The organism is Prevotella pectinovora, assembly GCF_041323955.1.
Taxonomy (GTDB): Bacteria; Bacteroidota; Bacteroidia; order Bacteroidales; family Bacteroidaceae; genus Prevotella; species Prevotella pectinovora.
Window position 1 is genome coordinate 1 of sequence record NZ_JBGLIV010000002.1, and the last position, 21,164, is coordinate 21,164.

General features: G+C 48.0%; 23 protein-coding genes. All 23 read left to right on the forward strand.

What is annotated here, in order from left to right; translation table 11 throughout:
* Nucleotides 1-218: 218 nt before the first annotated feature.
* Nucleotides 219-785, forward strand: a complete 567-nt coding sequence (locus tag ACDC99_RS12620) for a hypothetical protein (RefSeq protein ID WP_005812876.1) — start codon at nt 219-221, stop codon at nt 783-785.
* On the forward strand, nt 782-2,029 hold the full coding sequence (locus ACDC99_RS12625) for a site-specific integrase (protein ID WP_022231470.1): 1,248 nt from the start codon (nt 782-784) through the stop codon (nt 2,027-2,029). The genes ACDC99_RS12620 and ACDC99_RS12625 overlap by 4 nt, the downstream gene beginning before the upstream one ends.
* Before the next feature lie 410 nt (nt 2,030-2,439).
* On the forward strand, nt 2,440-2,994 hold the full coding sequence (locus tag ACDC99_RS12630; protein ID WP_021935591.1) for a hypothetical protein: 555 nt from the start codon (nt 2,440-2,442) through the stop codon (nt 2,992-2,994).
* A 133-nt stretch (nt 2,995-3,127) separates the two neighbouring features.
* Nucleotides 3,128-3,496: a helix-turn-helix domain-containing protein gene (locus ACDC99_RS12635; protein WP_004320284.1), complete on the forward strand. Its 369-nt coding sequence runs from the start codon at nt 3,128-3,130 to the stop codon at nt 3,494-3,496.
* 43 nt (nt 3,497-3,539) lie between these two features.
* A complete protein-coding gene (locus ACDC99_RS12640; protein ID WP_005812869.1) occupies nt 3,540-3,881 on the forward strand; it encodes a helix-turn-helix transcriptional regulator in 342 nt (113 codons plus the stop codon).
* A 2-nt stretch (nt 3,882-3,883) separates the two neighbouring features.
* Nucleotides 3,884-4,990: an AAA family ATPase gene (locus tag ACDC99_RS12645; RefSeq protein ID WP_005812867.1), complete on the forward strand. Its 1,107-nt coding sequence runs from the start codon at nt 3,884-3,886 to the stop codon at nt 4,988-4,990.
* Between the two features lie 200 nt (nt 4,991-5,190).
* The gene (locus tag ACDC99_RS12650) at nt 5,191-6,090 is read left to right on the forward strand and encodes a toprim domain-containing protein (RefSeq protein WP_005812865.1); all 900 of its coding nucleotides are present in this window, start codon (nt 5,191-5,193) and stop codon (nt 6,088-6,090) included.
* Between the two features lie 156 nt (nt 6,091-6,246).
* A complete protein-coding gene (locus ACDC99_RS12655) occupies nt 6,247-7,218 on the forward strand; it encodes a hypothetical protein (protein ID WP_005812863.1) in 972 nt (323 codons plus the stop codon).
* Nucleotides 7,206-7,985: a hypothetical protein gene (locus tag ACDC99_RS12660; RefSeq protein ID WP_005812861.1), complete on the forward strand. Its 780-nt coding sequence runs from the start codon at nt 7,206-7,208 to the stop codon at nt 7,983-7,985. Before ACDC99_RS12655 ends, ACDC99_RS12660 begins: the two co-directional genes overlap by 13 nt.
* On the forward strand, nt 7,982-8,752 hold the full coding sequence (locus ACDC99_RS12665) for a metallophosphoesterase (protein ID WP_007837351.1): 771 nt from the start codon (nt 7,982-7,984) through the stop codon (nt 8,750-8,752). The genes ACDC99_RS12660 and ACDC99_RS12665 overlap by 4 nt, the downstream gene beginning before the upstream one ends.
* Nucleotides 8,753-8,973: 221 nt before the next feature.
* On the forward strand, nt 8,974-9,426 hold the full coding sequence (locus ACDC99_RS12670) for a hypothetical protein (protein WP_005812857.1): 453 nt from the start codon (nt 8,974-8,976) through the stop codon (nt 9,424-9,426).
* Nucleotides 9,423-9,755: a DUF4134 domain-containing protein gene (locus tag ACDC99_RS12675; RefSeq protein WP_005812854.1), complete on the forward strand. Its 333-nt coding sequence runs from the start codon at nt 9,423-9,425 to the stop codon at nt 9,753-9,755. Before ACDC99_RS12670 ends, ACDC99_RS12675 begins: the two co-directional genes overlap by 4 nt.
* A gap of 58 nt (nt 9,756-9,813) precedes the next feature.
* A complete protein-coding gene (locus ACDC99_RS12680; protein ID WP_007837354.1) occupies nt 9,814-10,179 on the forward strand; it encodes a DUF4134 domain-containing protein in 366 nt (121 codons plus the stop codon).
* Between the two features lie 48 nt (nt 10,180-10,227).
* A complete protein-coding gene (locus ACDC99_RS12685; RefSeq protein WP_005816074.1) occupies nt 10,228-10,527 on the forward strand; it encodes a DUF4133 domain-containing protein in 300 nt (99 codons plus the stop codon).
* A gap of 122 nt (nt 10,528-10,649) precedes the next feature.
* On the forward strand, nt 10,650-13,355 hold the full coding sequence (locus ACDC99_RS12690) for a TraG family conjugative transposon ATPase (RefSeq protein ID WP_008021336.1): 2,706 nt from the start codon (nt 10,650-10,652) through the stop codon (nt 13,353-13,355).
* Nucleotides 13,356-13,575: 220 nt separating this feature from the next.
* A complete protein-coding gene (locus ACDC99_RS12695; protein WP_005816117.1) occupies nt 13,576-16,116 on the forward strand; it encodes a hypothetical protein in 2,541 nt (846 codons plus the stop codon).
* 14 nt (nt 16,117-16,130) lie between these two features.
* On the forward strand, nt 16,131-16,856 hold the full coding sequence (locus ACDC99_RS12700) for a hypothetical protein (RefSeq protein WP_005816118.1): 726 nt from the start codon (nt 16,131-16,133) through the stop codon (nt 16,854-16,856).
* A gap of 27 nt (nt 16,857-16,883) precedes the next feature.
* Nucleotides 16,884-17,648 carry a DUF5045 domain-containing protein gene (locus ACDC99_RS12705; RefSeq protein ID WP_005816119.1) on the forward strand — a complete coding sequence of 255 codons (765 nt, stop codon included), beginning with the start codon at nt 16,884-16,886 and terminating at the stop codon, nt 17,646-17,648.
* 43 nt (nt 17,649-17,691) lie between these two features.
* Nucleotides 17,692-18,522 carry a phage antirepressor gene (locus ACDC99_RS12710; protein ID WP_005816120.1) on the forward strand — a complete coding sequence of 277 codons (831 nt, stop codon included), beginning with the start codon at nt 17,692-17,694 and terminating at the stop codon, nt 18,520-18,522.
* 15 nt (nt 18,523-18,537) lie between these two features.
* Nucleotides 18,538-18,939, forward strand: coding sequence for a hypothetical protein (locus ACDC99_RS12715; RefSeq protein WP_005816121.1), 402 nt, complete (start codon nt 18,538-18,540; stop codon nt 18,937-18,939).
* Nucleotides 18,939-20,069 carry a hypothetical protein gene (locus ACDC99_RS12720; RefSeq protein WP_005816122.1) on the forward strand — a complete coding sequence of 377 codons (1,131 nt, stop codon included), beginning with the start codon at nt 18,939-18,941 and terminating at the stop codon, nt 20,067-20,069. The genes ACDC99_RS12715 and ACDC99_RS12720 overlap by 1 nt, the downstream gene beginning before the upstream one ends.
* Before the next feature lie 65 nt (nt 20,070-20,134).
* A complete protein-coding gene (locus tag ACDC99_RS12725; RefSeq protein ID WP_005816123.1) occupies nt 20,135-20,536 on the forward strand; it encodes a hypothetical protein in 402 nt (133 codons plus the stop codon).
* 3 nt (nt 20,537-20,539) lie between these two features.
* Nucleotides 20,540-21,154, forward strand: a complete 615-nt coding sequence (gene traK, locus ACDC99_RS12730) for a conjugative transposon protein TraK (RefSeq protein WP_005816126.1) — start codon at nt 20,540-20,542, stop codon at nt 21,152-21,154.
* Nucleotides 21,155-21,164 lie beyond the last annotated feature (10 nt).

Here is a 21,164-nt window from a genome sequence, read left to right on the forward strand (position 1 = left end):
TCGAGGAAGTGAAATAAGCACATAGAGAAATAAGAATACAATATCAAATGGAAAGCGTGTAGCTCAATGAGTTACACGCTTTTCTTGTTTTTGGCCGTACACAATAATATTGCTATCTTTGCGTTATTATTATAAACATCTGTACCTTATTTGTACCTGTAAGAAAAAGTAGATATGATGAGAAGAATAGATATTAAGAACTACAAAATGAATGAATTATGGCAGTAGCAAAGTATAAGATAGTACGGAAATGTCCTGTGTGCGGAGAAGAGTTCTTCGCAAGGACTTTGGAGTCCTGGTATTGTTCACCCAAATGCTCCAAGGTGGCGTGGAAGCGTAAGCATGATGAAGAAAAACGCCAACTTGAACTGGACAAGATTGTAAGCAATATGCCCAAGTCTAAAGAGTATATCAGCATAACGGAAGCGTATGCTATGTTTGGTGCAAGCCGCTCAACCATTTATAGGCTCATCTACATGAAAAAGATTTCCTTCATTGAGCCAGAGAAAGGAATACGACTTGTATGCAAAGGAGAACTAATGAATCTGTTTCCGTTAAGACAGTCTCCGCTTGACACCAAGCCAAGGAAACCAGTTACCATGTACCGCATGGAACCAGAGGATTGCTATACAATAGGTGAGATTTCCAAGAAATTTCATCTGGATGACAGCACCGTGTATGCTCATATACGAAAATACTCAATACCGACCCGGCAAATCGGTAATTATGTGTATGCTCACAAGGAATCAATAGACAAACTTTATAAAGATATAAAACCATTATGAAAAGATTAGATTATACTAAAGTCTCCGTCAAATTAAAGAAAAGTGAGTGGAGAGATGAGTGGTTCATCTATCTTGAAGCTTATCCTGTTTATGAGACGGGAAATGACAAACCCAAACGAGTGCGTGAATATCTCAGGAGGTCTATTACTACCCCTATATGGGATAAACGACGAAGCGAGCGAGCCGTTGCTGGTAGAATAAAGTACAAGCCCAAGCGAGATGACAATGGCGTTATTCAGTGTAAATCCAAGCAAGATATGGAAACTTGCCTTTATGCGGATGGCGTTCGAGTCCTGCGTCAAAAAGAGTACGACAACATGGCTCTCTTTACTGACCAGCAAATGGAAATGGCAGAACAAAGCGAACGCTCAAAATGCAATGTTCTGGAGTATATTGAGAAGTTAATCAAAGAAAGAGAGGAAACTGCGTCAGAATCGATAGTTGTCAACTGGCGCAGATTGCACACACTGTTGTCAATGTTTGCCAAGTGTGACTACATACAGTTCTCGCAGATTGACATGAAGTATATTGAGGCATTCCGTTCCTTCTTGATAAAGGCACCGCAGGGTGGTTCTAAGAAAGGAACTATTTCAAGGAATACGGCATCGACGTACTTCTCTATCTTCAAGGCGGCACTCAAACAAGCTTTCGTGGATGGCTATCTGAATTGTGATATTGCTGCCAAGGCTAAAAATATCATGTTTCAGAGTGCTCGAAGAGAGTATCTGTCACTGGAAGAACTTAATATATTGGCAAAGACTCCGTGTGATGATATACTAAAACGGGCAGCCTTGTTCTCTGCACTGACAGGAATGCGACATAGCGATATTCAAAAGCTTAAATGGTCAGAGGTTGAAGAATACAATGGTGGGTACCGTCTCAATTTCACTCAGCAGAAGACTAAGGGCGTTGAATACATGCCTATATCGCCACAGGCATACAATCTTTGCGGTGAGCGCAAGAAAGACGGAGAACTGTTGGTGTTTGCCGGACTGCCTGACCCTTCATGGATATCTAGGCCTTTGGAACGGTGGGTAAAAGCATCAGGGATTACCAAGCACATCACCTTTCATTGCTTCCGCCACACCTATGCAACGTTACAATTGGCTAACGGTACAGACATATATACCGTAAGCAAAATGTTAGGGCATACCAATGTAAAAACCACGCAAATCTACGCAAAAGTAATTGACAAGAAGAAAGATGAAGCTACAGAAGCTTTTAAGTTGGACATAGATGAATAGTGATTATCATTTGTAAGCACTTAGTATAGAAGACCACTTGTATCAATAAGTCCTTTATTGTACAGGTGGTTTTTAGTGCCTTTCATTTTCAACATTCTATGTAATGATGCTATTGTTTTGGCACTTTAACCTTTCGTGGAAACCAAACATTTATAACAATAAACAGATAAAAATGAAAAAAGACAGCCTTTTTTGGCTTCTCTCTTTTTGAAGAGAGCAAGCGTGTCCACAAACATGTGGAGTGTACAGAAGACTTCTACAGAGAACTGTATGAGTTGTTTGAGATCGCAAGAAGTTGGTATCTTCAAGCTGAAAAGAATCATATGAAGACAGAGTACTTCATAGAACTATTTGAGCGCAGTCACCAATATATTGACTGTGATTGTGCACGTTGTAAGAACTCGCGACAGATGGCAATTGGCATTATTGGTACTTTGTTTAGAGACTCTAAGTGTGTGTCAATAATCAAGAAAAAAGAAGATTATTCCAAGCAGGAACTTATTGAGTTGTTTCTTCAACATGTGGGTACTGGTCTGCCAATCCTTACCCGAAAGAAATCGTCCATCCTCACTTTGGGATGCCAATTGTCAGACAGACAGATGGATTTGTTGGTAGAACTTGTCCAAAGTCACGACATATTTGATTTTGCCGACAACAGTGATGTGCGTAGCGAGTTGTGTCGCCTATTCAAGTGCGACTTGGACGCATCTATCCGTGTAAAGAATGTACGTAATGTAGCCGTACTGTTTGACGCTATGGCTCAATACCATTTGATAAACAATAATTGGCAATATGTCATGGGAGAAGGTCGCTTCTTAACCAGTATCAAAAAGGATGGAACAGAGAAATTCATAACTTCAAGTTGTCTTTCCTCTTCTCTTTCAAGGATAAGAAGAAACGTTTCCATGACAGCAAGTCAATATGCCATCTGCAAATCCATCGAACAGATATTAAGAGAGGAATAAATCACAATAATTCTGCTAAATGAAAGTAAAAACGTGATAGTTTGGTTGATACTGCCTTACTATCACGTTACTTTTTCTATTTAGTGACAGTCTCCCCATAACTTTGCATCAAAAATCATAAAAAATAATTAGCATGGAAGAAAATAGTATAAGATTTGAAGATATTCCCAACGCTATAACGGGGGTACTGAAAAAGCTGTCATCATTAGAAGACAAGATTGATGGTATATATGAACTTGTTCAATCAGAAAAAGAAGAAACATGGTTTACGGTTGCTGAATTATGTGCTTATCTCCCAACACATCCGGTAGAGCATACCATATATTGCTGGACAAGCAATCGGGAAATACCGTTTCACAAGAGAGGCAAACGCATCATGTTCCTCAAATCTGAGATAGATGAATGGCTTCAAGGAACCAAGGGCAAATCGAAGAACGAGATTCAAAGAGAAGCAGAGGAATATGTACTATCTACACAAAGAAAGAATAGACGGCTAATATAACCGTGCTACTGTCTGTAAACAATTTAATTAAGGTACGTGACACATGAATGAAAGACATTTTAGACTCTATGAGCGAATTGTCGCAATAGAAGACAGTTTGGAGGCTTTGGGACCTATTGACAAACTAATAGAGCGAATCGAGGAATTGGAGAAGATGGTCAAGCAGACCAAAACCGTCTTGGGGTTTGACGAAGCATGTAAGTATATTGGTGTTTCTGAAAGCCTGCTATACAAACTTACAGCCGCAAAAGAAGTTCCACACTATAAGCCAAGGGGAAAAATGCTGTATTTTAATAGAGAAGAAATCGACAAGTGGCTGCTCCAAAACAAACAAGAGGTCATTGGAATGGTAACGAAAATAGAAATTGATAATCCGAAAGAATGAAAATGGAAGAAAATAACAAACATGTACAGCCTAACTCAAAAGAGGAAGGAGTACAGCGTCTCAATCGCATATTGAGCGAATCGTTGATAAAGGCAACAGATACTTATAAAACACCTCCTCAGATTATATGGGTTGATAATTCCAGCATAGCCACATTGGGCAACTTCAGTGCTTCTACTGGTAAGGCAAAGGCGAAAAAGACCTTCAACGTGTCTGCCTTGGTAGCCGCTTCCCTCGCCAACGGCAAGGTACTGAACTATCGCGCCAGTCTGCCAGAGGGGAAACGCAAGATACTGTATGTAGATACGGAGCAGAGCCGCTATCACTGCCATAATGTGCTGGAGCGCATCCTGAAGCTCGCTGGTCTACCTACAAGCATCGACAACGAGAACCTTGACTTTATCTGTCTGAGAGAGTACACGCCCTCCGTCAGGATAGAGGTCATAGACTATGCGCTTGCCCAAGACCAAAGCTATGGACTGGTCATCATCGACGGAATCAGAGACCTGCTTCTCGACATCAACAATGCGGGAGAATCGGTCGAGGTCATCAACAAGATGATGGAATGGTCATCAAAGTATGACCTGCACATCCATTGCGTATTGCATCAGAACAAGGGCGACAATAACGTGCGCGGGCATATCGGTACGGAGATGAACAACAAGGCAGAGACGGTGCTTGTCATCACCAAGAGCACCACCAATCCCGACATCAGCGAGGTGAAGGCGATGCACATCCGTGAGAAGGAGTTCAAGCCGTTTGCCTTTACAGTCAATGAGGAAGGGTTGCCAGAGATTGTCGAGCACACGCCGGAGAAGGAAGAAGGTGACAAGCAACCGTCAAGGTTTACTTACCAAGACTTGACATCCGAACAGCATAACGAGGCGCTGACGGCTGCATTCAAGGAGAAACCTATCAAAGGATTCGATCGCATGGTGGAGGAATTAACGCAAGCCTATGCAGACATTGGCTTTAAGCGTGGCAGAAGCGTCATCATCAAAATGCTGAAATACCTGATTAACGAGCAAAAGCTCATAGTGAAGCGGGATAATCATTACTATTTCGGATATACACCTGCCGAGATTGACCTGTTCCATGAAGAGGAATAAAAACAGTTCAGAAACCAGTTTAGTTTACGTCCGTACCTATATATAAGAAATAAGGCCAAAGTAAACCGAAATCGGAGGCTGAATTGGGAAGCGGAAAAGTAGTTTAGCAAATGGTTTAGTTTACGGGTGTGCCTATATAGGAGAAAGGGTAAAGTAAACTGTTTCCATGGACAAAGTAAAACCGAACAAATGAAAGTACAATGAATATTGAACAATCGAAGAAACTGAGCATTATAGACTTCTTAGACAAGGAGAATGTAACGCTGAAAAAGAAGAAGGGCAATGCCTACTGGTATCTGTCACCCTTCAGGGACGAGAAGACCGCATCGTTCAAGGTCAGCAAGAAGGAGAACCTGTGGTACGACTACGCCATTAAGGAGGGCGGTGACCTTGTGGAGCTGGTAAAGCGTATGTATAACAAACAATCCGTTTCCGATGCCCTTGCCTACCTTGCGTCCAAGAGTATTGCCACTGTGGATAAGGCAATCGAGACCGCTATCGCAGCCAAGGAATACACGACAACCAAGATGAACGATGTGAAGCTGCTCCCACTGAGCAACCATTCTCTGCTGTCCTATTTCAGTAGCCGACGGATAGACATCACCATTGGCAGGATGTATTGCAGGGAGATACACTACAAGGTTGAGCAAAAACATTACTATGGCATTGCCTTTGGCAATCTGAGTGAAGGACATGAGGTGCGCAATCCCTATTTCAAGGGCTGCATCGGGCATAAGGACATCACCCTGCTTGCCCATACGTTCAACGAGTGGCAAAACGGTTGTCTGGTCTTTGAGGGCTTCATGGACTTCCTTGCTTATATGACCCTCGTTAAACAGCAAGACCGATGGTTTGTCGTTGAAAGCCCTTGCGACTATATGATACTGAACTCAGTCGCCAACCTCAAACAGGCATTGCATTACCTTGACCGTTACACCCACATCCATTGCTTCCTCGACAACGACCAGGCAGGACGCAAGACGGTTGAGAGCATCAGCAATGTATTCGAGTACAGGGTGACGGACGAGTCCTTCAGATATGCCGACTACAAGGATGTCAACGACTATCTGATGAGGAAGAAACGAACGGCATCTGAATGACATTATAAAGACGAAAACACCATCATTTGATGCAAAAATGGCTCAAATGCATTGAAATTACATATCAAATCTGCACTTTTTCGCCCAAACATGCTTGATTCTCAATTATTATCCTTATTTTTGCATCGTTTTAATACATTATTAAAATGTAGCAGAATGGAATTGAAAAAAGAAATAAGGATATTGGGCAGACGCTTTGAGGTGGAACCTCGTGCCAAGGAAAGCCTGAAAGGCATCACGGTTGGCGAGAAACTCTCATACCGTTTCTATGATGGCACATACCAAGGCACGCCCCTGCTGTTCGTTGAGCCCAAGAAGGGCAATCCCTCTCCACGGACTTGCGCCATCACGGGCAAGCGGTTGACCGAAGCCCTGGGACTGCCTGCGGTGTTTATCCTTGCGCCCGGACCCACCTACGAGCGACACAGACTGGCAGACAAAGGAGTCTTCTTTGTCATGTCCGAGGAATATGCCCATCTGCCAGGCATCATAGCATTGGAGAAGACAAGCAACAGGAAGATTGCCGAAGTATTGACCCCTGTGGCGCAATACATACTACTCTATCACCTACAGGTGGGCAGTATTGAAGGAATGTCGCCAAGGGATATTGCACCGTTGCTTCCATATTCTTACGAAAGCGTCACGTTGGGTGTCACCTGTCTTGAAGATGTAGGACTGTGTCAAAAGATTCAGAACGGACAGCGCAGCAAGGTGGTACACTTCGAGTTGAAGGGCAAGGAACTGTGGGACAAGGCTCAGAACGTCTTGCTGTCACCTGTGGAGAACCGCATCTTTTGCGATGACATACGCTTGGATGCGGAATACCCCGTATGCGGCATCAATGCCCTGGCACATTATTCCATGCTTAATCGTGACCGGGAAGAGATGATAATGATGACAAGCAAGGAATATCGTGCCGTCAAGTCGGCTGATGTCATGGAGAATCCCAACATCTATGACGGCAACTATATCATAGAGGTATGGAAATACCCTGTTGTCAGCAAAATGGGCGACAAAAGCCAGTGGGTTGATCGCCTTTCCCTTGTCCTTTCGTTGAGAGATGATGATGATCCGAGAGTAGAAAAAGAAGTAGAACGAATAATCAGTGAACAGAAATGGAAGGATTAGTCAAGTTCCGTGAAGCATTTGCGGAATACTCAGAAAACTATGTGGTGATAGGCGGAGCAGCCTGTGACATCACCATGACCAATACCGTGGTGCGTCCACGCGCCACACACGACATCGACATGATAGTCATCGTAGAGAACATGACCGAGGCTTTCGCCAATCGCTTCTGGCAGTTTGTGCGGGAGGCTGGCTATCGACCTGAAAAGAGGAAACAGGAGGCTGGTGAGCCACCAAGGTATGAAATGTATCGTTTCCTTGATGGTAAAGACGGCTATCCCGAGATGATAGAACTGCTGTCACGCCACCCCGACGTGCTTGGAGAGCCAAAGGGATTTGTCATAGAACCTATCCCGACCGATGAAGATGTGTCGAGTCTTAGTGCCATCATCATGGACGATGATTACTATCACTTTACTATCGCACACAGCCAACTGACTGATGGCATACGCCATGCCAATTCCGCTGCCTTGATAGCACTGAAGGCAAGAGCCTACCTAAATCTCATGGCAGACAAGCGGGACGGCAAGCATGTGAACACCAAAGACATCAAGAAGCACCGTTCGGACATCCTGAAAAATGTGGTCATAATGACTGAGGACAACATTGAGGCTCCTGCTTCAATAGTGGCATGTATAAGGGAGTTTGTCGCCTCCATCAGAGCCGACTGGTCAACTCTCGCAGAACCATTGTCAAAGTCACTCGGTCAAGACGAGGCATTTGTGACCGGACTGTTAGATCAACTGGATGAATTGTTTATAGAAGCATGACCAATATGAAGATACAATACGCATCCGACCTGCATCTGGAGTTTGCCGACAATTGGCGGTATCTGAAAGCCCACCCCTTGGAGGTGACGGGCGACATACTGCTGCTTGCCGGCGACATCGGCTATCTCGGCGATGACAACTACTCCAAGCATCCCTTTTGGGACTGGGCATCGGAGAACTACAAGGAGGTGCATTGCTGCATGGGCAACCATGAGTTCTACAAATATTATGATGTGGCGACACTGCCCGACGGCTATCTCTTGGAGGTACGTCCCAATGTATTCAGCCACTACAACGGTATTGCGAGGATTGGCGACACCGACATCATCCTCTCCACCCTTTGGTCGAGGATTCCTTTGGAGGACGCTTACTTCACCGAGCAAGTGATAAGCGACTTCCGCCGTATATTATATAAAGGTGAGCTGATGACCCATGCCCAATTCAATGCTGAGCATGAACGTTGCCTCACCTTTATCAAGGATGCAGTGGCATATTCGCAAGCAGCCCATAAGATTGTTGTCACCCATCATGTACCATCGTTCCGTATGCTCCACCCAAAGTTTCAAGGCAGCAAGGCAAACGTGGCGTTCACCGTAGAGTTGGAGGACTATATCACCGATAGCGGCATAGACTATTGGATATACGGACATTCGCACACCAACATCGATGCCAGGATAGGCAACACCCAATGCTTGTCCAACCAGTTGGGCTATGTTTTCTCTAACGAACATCAGGACTTCTCCCATGGCAAGTACCTGACCATATAGCCATCCACATTTTTTTCATCCACCCTCTTTACAAGCTCTTCCCTATCGGAAGGGCTTTTTTTGTGCCTTTCGAGTTTGATTTTTGAGTATGATTGCGAGTGTAATCAAAATTAGAGTTAAGATTTGGCTCCGCGGAAAGTCATTTCGGTTTAAGATTGAAGAAAAGGTAGTTCCTTTGCATCGGCAATAAGCCAAACCATAGTAAAATCAAACTTGAAAATATGAAGTCATTTGTAATATTCGCCATTGTCGTGACCATAATCTATGTCATCTACTATACGGTCATCATCGTGCAGGATCTGTACGGAAAGCCCAAGGACGAGAAGTCACAGGGCGAGTCGTTTGATGTCAGTGACATGACCGACGAGGAAGAGTCGATAGCGGTCAGCGAGAGCGACGGTGGTTTCAGCGTAGGCGACAACCAATATGAGACAGCCTACGAGGAGAAGCAGCTTGCAGAGCCTACAGAGGAGGCAGCCGCCACTGCGGAAGAGAGCAAGCCTCATGTGCTTGAAAAGATACAAAGCGCAATCGAGAAGAAGATGGAGGAAGTGAATACCACCTATTCCGACCCCATGTATTCGGAAGAATTGAACAACACCATCATCGCCCGCGGTCTTCGTCACAATGGACGTGACATGGTCAAGGTGGAATCACTCAATAATGAGATATGATGTCAAAAACAAGAAGTGCATTTCTATCATTATATGCCGCTTTAACCCCAGCTCTGGCCAGTGCTAAGTGTGGCAACGTGGACTACAGCTGGGGAGCGGACGCACTTGCGAGTGCCCATGACTATGCCGTGACGATGATGCTCTATATCGTTTATCTGTGCTATGCAGTGGCGGGCATCGTGGTCATAGTCAGCGCCTTGCAGATATATATAAAGATGAATACGGGCGAAGAAGGAGTGAAGAAGAACATCATGATGCTGGTGGGAGCCTGCCTGTTCCTCATAGGAGCGACCATCGTCTTCCCCGCTTTCTTCGGTTATCAGATTTGAGATACAGGTGATACGAGATAAGATAACTCAAAGTGTAACAAATTAAAAGGTAAAAAGAATGTTTGAAAGGATTAACAAGAAGGTGAAGGGATTCTTCTCTTCACAGCGCATGAAAACGCTCGCCCTGATGTTGCTTGTCGGCACCACCGCAGCAATGGCACAGAACGCAGCCGGCGACTACTCGGCAGGAACGACCGCGCTTACCACAGTGACGGAGGAGATTGCCAAGTATGTACCTATCGTGGTGAAGCTCTGCTATGCCATTGCAGGTGTCGTTGCAATTGTCGGAGCCATAAGCGTTTACATCGCCATGAACAACGAGGAACAGGACGTGAAAAAGAAGATCATGATGGTCGTCGGCGCATGTATTTTCCTCATTGCAGCAGCCCAGGCACTGCCTCTGTTCTTCGGCATTGGAGGTTAAACGCAGCGTGAGATTGTGAGTATGTAGAACGTTAAAACACTGACAGTTATGGCAGATACAAAGCAAGAGCGTTTTCCGGATTATCCCATTTTCAAGGGACTGCAACGTCCATTGGAGTTCTTCGGGTTGCAGGGACGCTACATCTACTGGGCGGCAGCCACCGCAGGAGGAGCCGTTGCGGGTTTCATCCTCGGCTACTGCATCTTCGGTTTCGTGGCAGGACTCGTGCTGCTAGTCCTCGCCGTAGCTGTCGGTGGCGTTCTCATCGTCATGAAGCAGCGCAAGGGCTTGCACAGCAAGAAGAGTGACAACGGCATATTCATCTATGCCTATTCAAAGAAAGTGTAAAACAAAAAAGAGAATCCATTATGTCCAAGTGGAAAGCTATCAATGATTGTAAGTGAATGGAGGTGGGGGCATCACGCATGAGGGTGCGCCCGCCTTTTTGCGATTAAAAAAGAAAAAGAACAATGACCCTATACATCATACTCATATTCTCAGCCATCTGCGTGGGCATGGCCATCAGTGTCAAGGCATTCGGCACGGGAGGGAAGCGCAAGCGCATCTTCCAGGACATCTACTTCTCCATCGAGGAAGTGGATGGCATCGGCGTGCTCTATACCAAGACGGGCGAATACTCCGCTGTTCTGAAGATGGAGAACCCTGTGCAGAAGTATTCCGCCAACATCGAGGCCTACTATGAGTTCACCCACCTCTTCGCCGCCCTTGCCCAGACCTTGGGCGAAGGCTATGCGCTGCACAAGCAGGACGTGTTTGTGAGGAAGGCATTCAAGGAAGAGAACGGTGGAAATCATGAGTTCCTGAGCGAGAGTTACTTCCGCTATTTCAACGGCAGACCCTTTACCGACAGCGTCTGCTACCTCACCATCACACAGGAGAACAAGAAGAGCCGTCTGATGTCGTTCGACAACAAGAAATGGCGTGACTTCTTGGTGAAGATACGCAAGGTGCACGACCAGCTGAGGGATGCCGGCGTGAAGTCCCGATTCCTCGGCAAAACGGAAGCCTGCGAGTATGTGGACCGTTTCTTCTCCATGAACTTCCGTGACAAGGTGGTGTCGATGACCAACTTCAAGGTCGATGACGAGACCATCGGCATGGGGGACCGTAGCTGCAAGGTGTATAGCCTTGTGGATGTGGATTATGCCAACTTGCCGTCGGTCATCCGTCCCTACGCAAATATCGAGGTGAACAACACCAGTATGCCCGTTGATCTCGTGAGCATCGTCGATAGCGTGCCCGGAGCCGACTGCGTGGTGTTCAACCAGATGGTGTTCGTGCCCAACCAGAAGCGTGAGCTTGCCCTACTCGACAAGAAGAAAAACCGCCATGCCTCCATGCCCAACCCCAGCAACCTGATGGCTGTAGAGGACATCAAGCGTGTGCAGGAGGTGATAGCCCGTGAGAGCAAGCAGCTCGTCTATACCCACTACAACCTCGTGGTGGCAGTGAGCGGCGACACCGACATACAGAAATGCACCAACCATCTCGAAAACTCCTTCTCGCGCATGGGCATCCACATCAGCAAGCGGGCCTACAACCAGTTGGAGCTGTTCGTCAACTCTTTCCCCGGCAACTGCTATGGCATGAATGCCGACTACGACCGATTCCTCACCCTCGGCGATGCCGCCACCTGTCTGATGTACAAGGAGCGCATCGTGCATAATGAGGACACCCCGCTGAAGATATACTATACCGACCGCCAAGGTGTGCCCGTAGCCATCGACATCACAGGAAAGGAGGGAAAGGAGAAGCTGACCGACAACTCGAACTTTTTTTGTTTGGGTCCTTCGGGCAGCGGCAAGTCGTTCCACATGAACAGCGTGGTGCGTCAGTTGTGGGAGCAGAACACCGACATCGTCATGGTCGATACGGGTAACTCGTATGAGGGACTCTGCGAGTATGTGGGCGGCAAGTACATCGCCTATACGGAGGACAAGCCCATCACCATGAACCCCTTCAACATCAGCAAGCGGGAGCTGAACATTGAGAAGATAGACTTCCTGAAGAACCTGATACTGCTGATATGGAAAGGCTCGGAGACGCAGATACCCGAACTGGAGTTCCGTGTCGTGGAGCAGTTGGTGACGGAGTATTACGATTTCTATTTCAACGGTGTGCAGCCCTATCCTTCCTCACAGAAGGAGACACTGAGAAAAAACCTCTCCACCATGGAGAAGCGGCGCGGCACGGAGCTGACGCAGATACACGACAAGGTGGAGAAACTCATCAAGGGACTGGAGGAACGGCGCATGGCATTGAGCGTGAAGACCCTCTCCTTCGACTCATTCTATGAGTTCGCCTGTGAGCGTCTCGACCAGATCTGCATCGAGAACAACATCACCACCATCGACTGCGACAACTTCGCCTATATGCTCCAAAACTTCTACCGTGGCGGCAAGTACGACAAGATTCTCAACGAGAACGTGGATAGCACCTTGTTCGACGAGACCTTCATCGTCTTCGAGGTGGATGCCATCAAGGAGAACAAGCAGCTCTTCCCCATCGTGACGCTCATCATCATGGACGTGTTCCTGCAGAAGATGCGCCTGAAGAAGAACCGCAAGTGCCTTGTCATCGAGGAGGCATGGAAAGCCATCGCCTCGCCGCTGATGGCCGAGTACATCAAGTACCTATACAAGACAGCCCGAAAGTTCTGGGCGAGCGTGGGCGTAGTGACACAGGAGATACAGGACATCATCGGCAGTCCCATCGTGAAGGAAGCCATCATCAACAACTCCGACGTGGTGATGCTGCTCGACCAAAGCAAATTTCGTGAGCGATTCGACGAGATCAAGGCGATATTAGGATTGACGGATGTGGATTGCAAGAAGATATTCACTGTCAACCGCTTGGATAACAAGGAGGGAAGAAGTTTCTTCCGTGAGGTGTTTATCCGACGTGGATCGACGAGCGGAGTGTATGGTGTGGAGGAGCCGCACGAGTGCTATATGACCTACACCACCGAGCGAGCTGAGAAGGAGGCATTGAAACTCTATAAGCATGAACTGAAGTGCAGACATCAGGAGGCTATCGAGCGGTATTGCAGAGATTGGGATGCCAGTGGCATCGGGAAGTCGTTGGCATTTGCGCAGAAGGTCAATGAGGCGGGGCATGTGCTCAATTTGACGGACGATGGAGCCACTCGCCGCTGACACGGCGAGCACGGGGGCTGATTGATGGAAACGGAAATCCCGGAATAGACGTAAAGCCCAGATGCCCGAAAGCAAAACTTTCGGGAACGGTGGCTGGGTAGTATTTACGATTAGTAGTAAATACGATTAGTAGTGAATACTACCAATAGTAAATACTACAAGTAGTAAAGTAGTGGAATAGTAGAAACTGAAAGTAGTAAAAACGTAAAGTAGTGAAGCAATGAGACGTTTATACCTTATTATAATATATATGTGTCTTACACTTGTCGTGGGAAGGGTTCATGCGCAGTATTACAGCGTGAACTACGACAAGCAGATCGTTGCCGCCATGGCTGCCGCATTCGGTGCTGGAGCTATGGCAGAGAGCTATTATAACGAGCAGGTGGGCGAAATCTTGAAGCACTACAATGCCGCAGAGGTTGCCACTGCCGGCATCTTCGCTGCCAAGTTCTTGGAGCGCAAGGCATTCACCGACCTCGGCATTTGGAGCAGTAGCACGGAGAACTACTATTACCGCCGCATCCACAATATGGTGGCGAACAAGATTATGCCCAAGATATGGACGGTGGCAGGAATGATGCTGAAAAGTCCGCAGACCGCCCTCTACTGGGGCAGTTACCTGATGAAGATATGCGCCGACACAAAGTCGCTGTGTATGCAGTTTGAGAGTGTCGTGACCAACAGTAGCTTGACCTTTGCCGACATTCAGTTCTTGGAAATCAACCAAGAGATAGCCGCCATCCTCAAACTCTCGGAGATAGGCAATGTAGATTGGCAGCAGCTGTTGGATGACATCGCCAGTGTGCCCGGCAACTTCACCGTGGAGAACCTCACCGCCGACATCGAGACGCTTTACAATATGGGAGCATCGTTGGCGACGGCAGGTATCAACGGGGCATCAGGCGCACTCTTGCAGCAGAGTGCCTTCAACGACCTTTTCAATGGCAAGGTGAGTAAAATCATCGACATCTATGACAACTACCATGACCTCTATGAACAGGCAGAGAACGGCATCGGCAGCACACTCCTTAGTCTGGTGGGTGGCGAGGACAACGTGGCAGCCCTCTTCGACCTCTCCAACTACAACATCACCTCGTGGATGACAGACTATCTGAGCGAGACGCAGGGCAACTACTATACACAGCGTTGGTACATTGCCCGACGAGACCAAGGCAGCGTAAGCCTCTGTGACTACTATCCGCCGACCGATGACAACAGTATTCTGAACGGTGACCATTGGTATCGTATCAACACCTCCGACCCCAACTTCTACCCTAACAGCACGCAGCGAGAGCAGATACTGGCCAACTCGGAGAACCATGCCGGATGGAGCCGCAGCCGTGTGCAGCAGCTCAACGCCCAGAGCGACGGCTTCACCTATACGATGAACTATTGGATGTCGTCGTACATCATCAGCCGTGGCGGCAAGCAGACCAAGAAGGCCTACGCCTACGAGATACACGTTACCAAGAGCTGGAACAACGTGGAAGAGGTGTATGAGGATGTCTTCGACTCCTACAGCATGGACTTGAATACCTTCAAGCGTCAGTTGCAGGCACGTCTCTCGGAGTATAACGACAACGAGGAGGGCTATGTCTATTACATCGGCAGTGACGCACGCCGTTACTATCAAGCCACCGATGCCGCCAAACTGAAGGGCGTGGAGAGCGTGACCATCAGCGTCACCTGTTCGGACGGTGTCACCCTCGGACAGGGCAGCACGCAGTACAAGTGCCGTGAGTGCGGCGGTTCGCTCAATGCCCACAGCAAGGAATGCGCCATGAGGACAAGCGTATCAGAAAATAATCTCGACCTATCGGAACTGGACGAGAAGGAACGTGAGGCGAATAGCAAGATAGCCCTGTTGGAGGCGCAGATAAGCCAGTTGGAGACAGAGAACAGGAACCTGCTCACGCAGATAGCCAATGCCTCTGTGGAGGAAGCCCCTGCCTTGCGGCAGCAACATAATGTCAACAAGACGAAGATAGACAACCTGAAGAAGGAATTGGCGACATGGCAGCAGCAGTTGGCAGACATACAGAATGCCAAGAGCGAGGCGGCTAACGACAATGCCACCTCCACCGATGACTACTACCGCATCCCTGCCATCATGCAGGATGTGAAGTCAGCCTACAATCTCACGTGGCAAGGTGCCGGTTCGTGGAACGGCTACACCTACGTCCGAACTGCCACCATGCCCAACATCAACGGCATTATCACCTTCAAGGCGACACTGTCCATTGCAAGGAAGCCCAAGTACTTCCTTGGCATCAAGATACACCGTGCGATACTGCAAATATCGTGGGAGCTGACCTCGGAATACACCGACACACAGGTGGTGGATGTGCTGACCCTTGACCCGAATGCCTCTGACGAGGAGAAGACGAGGCAGGTGAACAGCCGTATCTCGGAGATAGCCCAGGAGTTCCCGTCGTGCAGCATCACCACAGAATATGCCAAGAGCGAGGCAACCCAGACCGCCGACAATGACGATGTAATACACCTGCTCTGGTCGAGCGACCGTCTGGAGATAGCCCGTGAAGTAGATAGCCGTATCACCAAGATTTACGCCGACTTGGTATCATTAGAAAAAATGATGCACTACAAGCGCAGCATCATTGACGTGCTGAAGGACATTCTTCCTTCAATCGACGCAGACCAAGGTCGCAGAAGGACACTCATTGAAGAGTGCTACGAGCGATGGAGAGAGAATGCAGACCCTAACAGAGGGAATGGTGAAGATAACGAGAACGAAAACTGAGGGAGGAACGGAGAATGAGACATACCATCATCATAGCTCTCCTGCTGATTACCCTCTTCCCCAATACAGCCTTGGCGCAATGGGGATTCGATGCGGTATCGGTGGAAGCATACATCAACGACCACAAGAAGCAGCGCAGCCTCTTGCTGGCACGCAGCACTTTGGAGTACAGCAATCAACTGCTGCATGAATACAGCAGTGAAGAGGTGGGCAAATACAAGGAACTGAATGTGGATTTGGACAAATACACCCGGGCCTTCGACATCATCGATGTGATGTACCAGTCGTTGCGCACGGTGCTGAACGTGAAGAGCACCTACCAGACGGTGAGCGACCGCATCAGTGACTACAAGAACCTGTTGGAGGACTTCAATGATAAGGTCATCAAGCGGAAACACATCGAACTGGCTGACACGATGCTCATCAGCATCAACAAGAAAGCCATCGACAACATATACAACGAAGGAAGCCAACTCTACCATAGCGTCAACGACCTCGTGTTGTATGCCACAGGAGCGGCAGCCTGTTCAACTTCCGACCTGCTGATGGTGTTGGACAATATCAACAATTCGTTGGACCTGATAGAAAAACATCTGAACCAAGCCTACTTCCAGACATGGCGGTATGTGCAGCTGCGCATGGGCTATTGGAAGGAGAAGGTGTATCGGACGAGGACGAAGGAAGAGATACTGGAAGATGCCTTCAGCCGATGGAAAGTGGCAGGAAAACTTGACTATTGACGGATTGTAAACAAAAGAAGAACGGACATGAAGAAGACAATGATACTCATCATGGCGGTAGCAACCACCATCAAAGCCACAGCCCAGAGCGTGACCTACAACCACGACTCCTCCAAGCAGAACCAGATAACGGTGATGGAGACAGGTGGCGGTTCTCTCACCCCTGAGTTCTATTATTGGCTGTTACATAACAACTATAAGAAGACAGCGGCAGAGAAGAACAAGTTAGGTTTCCGCACTCTTGCCGGCATCAACCTCTACAACCAAGTAGATGATGCGGAGAAGATAGACTCTGCCCTCACCAAGCGTGCTGAGGTGGAAGCCTTGAACGTAGCCGACCGACAGATAGACCTCGCCTGGCTTGCCGAAAGCAGCAAGATCAACGGTCAGTTGGACAAGATGAAGGCGAACATAGACCATATCATCCCTACAGGAGGCACCATCAACGACAAGCGTCGGTGGGAGGAACTGTACAATATGTACCAGTGTGCCGTGAAAGCCACCAAGGATGCCTATATGCCCAATGCACAGAGAAAGCGGCAGTATCTTAGCATCTATGCCGACCTGACGACACAGAACGAGACACTACTGAAATACCTTGTGCAGCTCAACACCCAAAGCCAGACTACCGCCCTCTTGGCAGCCACCAACGACCGTGTAGTACATAAAGGCAGCATCATCAGCGATGCCAAGAGCCGTTGGCAGGAAAACATGAAGGGCGTGAGGAGCTCGACAGGCACTGACGGCGATGATGCCAACAGCGGTGAGGGTGAAGAAAGTGTGAACAGATAGAAATAAGGGAAGAGAAGAAATAATCACAAAACAGCATAGAGATATGAACGATATTCAGATTTTCAACAACGAGGAATTTGGAGCAGTCCGAACCACAGGAACACCAGAGCAACCCTTGTTCTGTTTGGCTGATGTGGCAAGAGTTCTTGGACTAAAAACCAGCAAGTTGGTACAACGACTTTCGGATGATGTACTTTCAAAGTACCCCATCTCGGATAGTCTTGGAAGAGAACAGGTTACAAACTTTATCAATGAAGACGGACTGTATGATGTCATCCTTGACAGTCGCAAACCCGAAGCCAAACGTTTCCGCAAGTGGGTGACATCGGAGGTGCTCCCCTCTATCCGCAAGCATGGTGCCTATATGACACAGCAGACCATCGAGAAGGCATTGGCAGAGCCAGACTTCCTGATACGGTTAGCAGTCAATCTGAAGGAAGAACGACAAAAGCGTCTGCTTGTCGAACAGGAGTGTGAACACCAAAGGACACGCATCGTTGAGTTGGGATCCAAGGTGGATGACCTGCAACAGGAGGTGACGGAGATGAAGGACAAGGTGAGTTACCTTGACATCATCCTTGCCACGAAGAGCAGTGTCCTGGTCACACAGATAGCACAGGACTATGGCGAGTCGTCCATCCGCTTCAACCGACGTCTGAAGGAGATGAACATCCAGTATCAGCGTGGCAAGCAGTGGATTCTGTATGCCGACTACAAGGACTGCGGTTATGTGACCAGCGAGACCTACCTCATTAAACACAAGGACGGTACGGAGGATGTGCGCATGAACACCAAATGGACACAGAAAGGTCGCCGCTTCCTCTATGAGAAACTGAAGAGCGTGGGAGTCATTCCTGTTATCGAAAGAACATAAAATAAAGAAATAGCTATGGAATCAATATCAAAAATACAGTTACGTCTCTATGCCGCCAAGAGGAAAAACGGCAAGTGGCAGTTGGAGATGTCAAGGATGCCGAAGCGAATCAGCGTTATCGGCAGGACACCCATCGTTGATGAGCATTATATGCCATCTGATTTAGAGGTAGTTTCAATGTCAAAGCTTCACAAATATGTCGGAAGTTACTACGGCAAGATTGTGAAGACCCTCAAAGAGGAAGGCATCATCACCAAGGAATATGGAATGTGGAAACTGCGTGAAGACCTTCAGGACAAGGGCATTGCGGTATATGTCACAGGCAGGATGCGCTGCTTCTACCACTTCTATCTGTCATGGACACCGAAAGGCATAGAGTTTATCAAAGAGATTATCAACAATAGAACCAGGCACTGATGGCAGACAACATACTCAGCGATTTCGGCATCAACATCCTCGAAGAGGAGATTGACGATGTGATATTCCAGACCAACGAGTTCCTGACCGATGCCACCTTCACAGGCTCACAAGGGCCGTTCTGGTGGATCCTCCAAATGTGTATGGCATTGGCGGCACTGTTCTCTATCATCGTGGCGGCAAGCATGGCCTACAAGATGATGGTGAAGAACGAACCGTTGGACGTGATGAAACTGTTCAAGCCCTTGGTGGTGAGCATCATCCTCTGTTGGTGGTACCCACCTGCTGACACAGGCATGACCAACAGCGGCAGCAGCTGGTGCGTATTGGATTTTCTATCCTATATTCCCAATTGCATCGGCAGTTACACCCACGACCTCTATGAGGCAGAGGCGACCCAAATTTCCGACAAGTTTGAGGAGGTGCAGCAGTTGGTATATGTCAGGGACTCGATGTACACTGACCTCCAGGCACAGGCAGACGTGGCGCATAAGGGCACATCAGACCCCAACCTGATAGAGGCGACGATGGAGCAGACGGGCGTGGACGAAGTGACCAACATGGAGAAGGATGCCAGCAAACTGTGGTTCACCTCACTGACGGCAGGGGCCGTGGTGGGCATCGACAAGATAGTGATGCTGATAGCCCTGATCGTGTTCCGCATCGGTTGGTGGGCGACGATATACTGTCAGCAGATATTGCTCGGAATGCTCACTATATTCGGTCCAATACAATGGGCATTTTCGTTGCTGCCCAAGTGGGAAGGAGCGTGGGCGAAGTGGCTAACCCGTTATTTGACAGTTCATTTCTACGGAGCCATGCTCTACTTCGTCGGTTTCTACGTCCTGTTGCTGTTTGATATTGTGCTCTGCATACAGGTAGAGAACCTGACGGCCATCACCGCCAGTGAGCAGACGATGGCAGCCTATCTGCAAAACTCGTTCTTCTCGGCAGGCTATCTGATGGCAGCGAGCATCGTGGCGTTGAAATGCCTGAACCTCGTGCCCGACCTTGCGGCATGGATGATACCAGAGGGCGACACCGCCTTCTCAACCCGAAACTTCGGCGAGGGCGTGGCACAACAAGCCAAGATGACGGCTACGGGAACCATGGCGACCGTGATGAGATAACATGTGAGTGTGCGGTGAGTCACCGCACCTCCTATTGAAACAAATAAAAGTAACCATCAAGAAAAATGAAAGCAAAAAATGAAATTGAGCGTTGGCTCAAAGATGAGAAATTCATGGCGTTTGCCAACAAGCGTGCAAAGGAAGAGTTTTTCAATTCCGAAAACAACTACATCGACCCACAGTATGAGGAGATGGCAGAAGGCTTTGAGGATAACGACGAGTATGTAGTGCCTATGGTAGATTACCTGAGTTATCGCTTGCATCGTGCCAAAATCTACAGAAATCGACGGAGACGTGAACGTGACATCTGGTGGGTGTGGATCCAACTGAAATACGAAGGCATCTACGTAGAGGCTTGCATCAAGTATTACGCCAAACTGGTGGAAGAAGTTGAGAAGGACATATACACCATCCTGCACCGTGAATATGTGAGAATGAAGAGAAATCAGACCTCAAACAAGCAGTAACGTATGGTAATCAAGAACTTAGAAAACAAAATCAAGCTGGTGGGCATCATCTGCTCTGCGTTCCTCATGGGCTGCATCATCATCTCGGTGTCGAGCATCTGGACGGCGCGCTGCATGGTGACGGACGCGCAGCAAAAGGTGTATGTATTGGACGGCAACGTGCCCATACTGGTGAACCGCACCACGATGGAGGAAACGCTGGATGTGGAGGCAAAGAGCCATATCGAGATGTTCCACCATTACTTCTTTACGCTTGCTCCCGATGACAAGTACATCCGCTATTCGATGGAGAAGGCGATGTATTTGGTCGATGAAACTGGTTTGGCGCAGTACAATACGCTGAAGGAAAAGGGCTTTTACAACAATATCATGGGTACGAGTGCCGTGTTCAGCATCTTTTGCGACAGCATCAAGTTCAACAAGGAGAAGATGGAGTTCACCTACTACGGTAGGCAAAGGATAGAGCGAAGGAGCAATATTCTGATGCGTGAATTGGTGACGGCGGGACAGGTGAAGCGCGTGCCGAGGACGGAGAACAATCCTCATGGACTGCTCATCACGAACTGGAGAACCTTGCTCAACAAGGATATTGAGCAGAAGTCGAAGTCAAACTTCTAATATCCTAGCG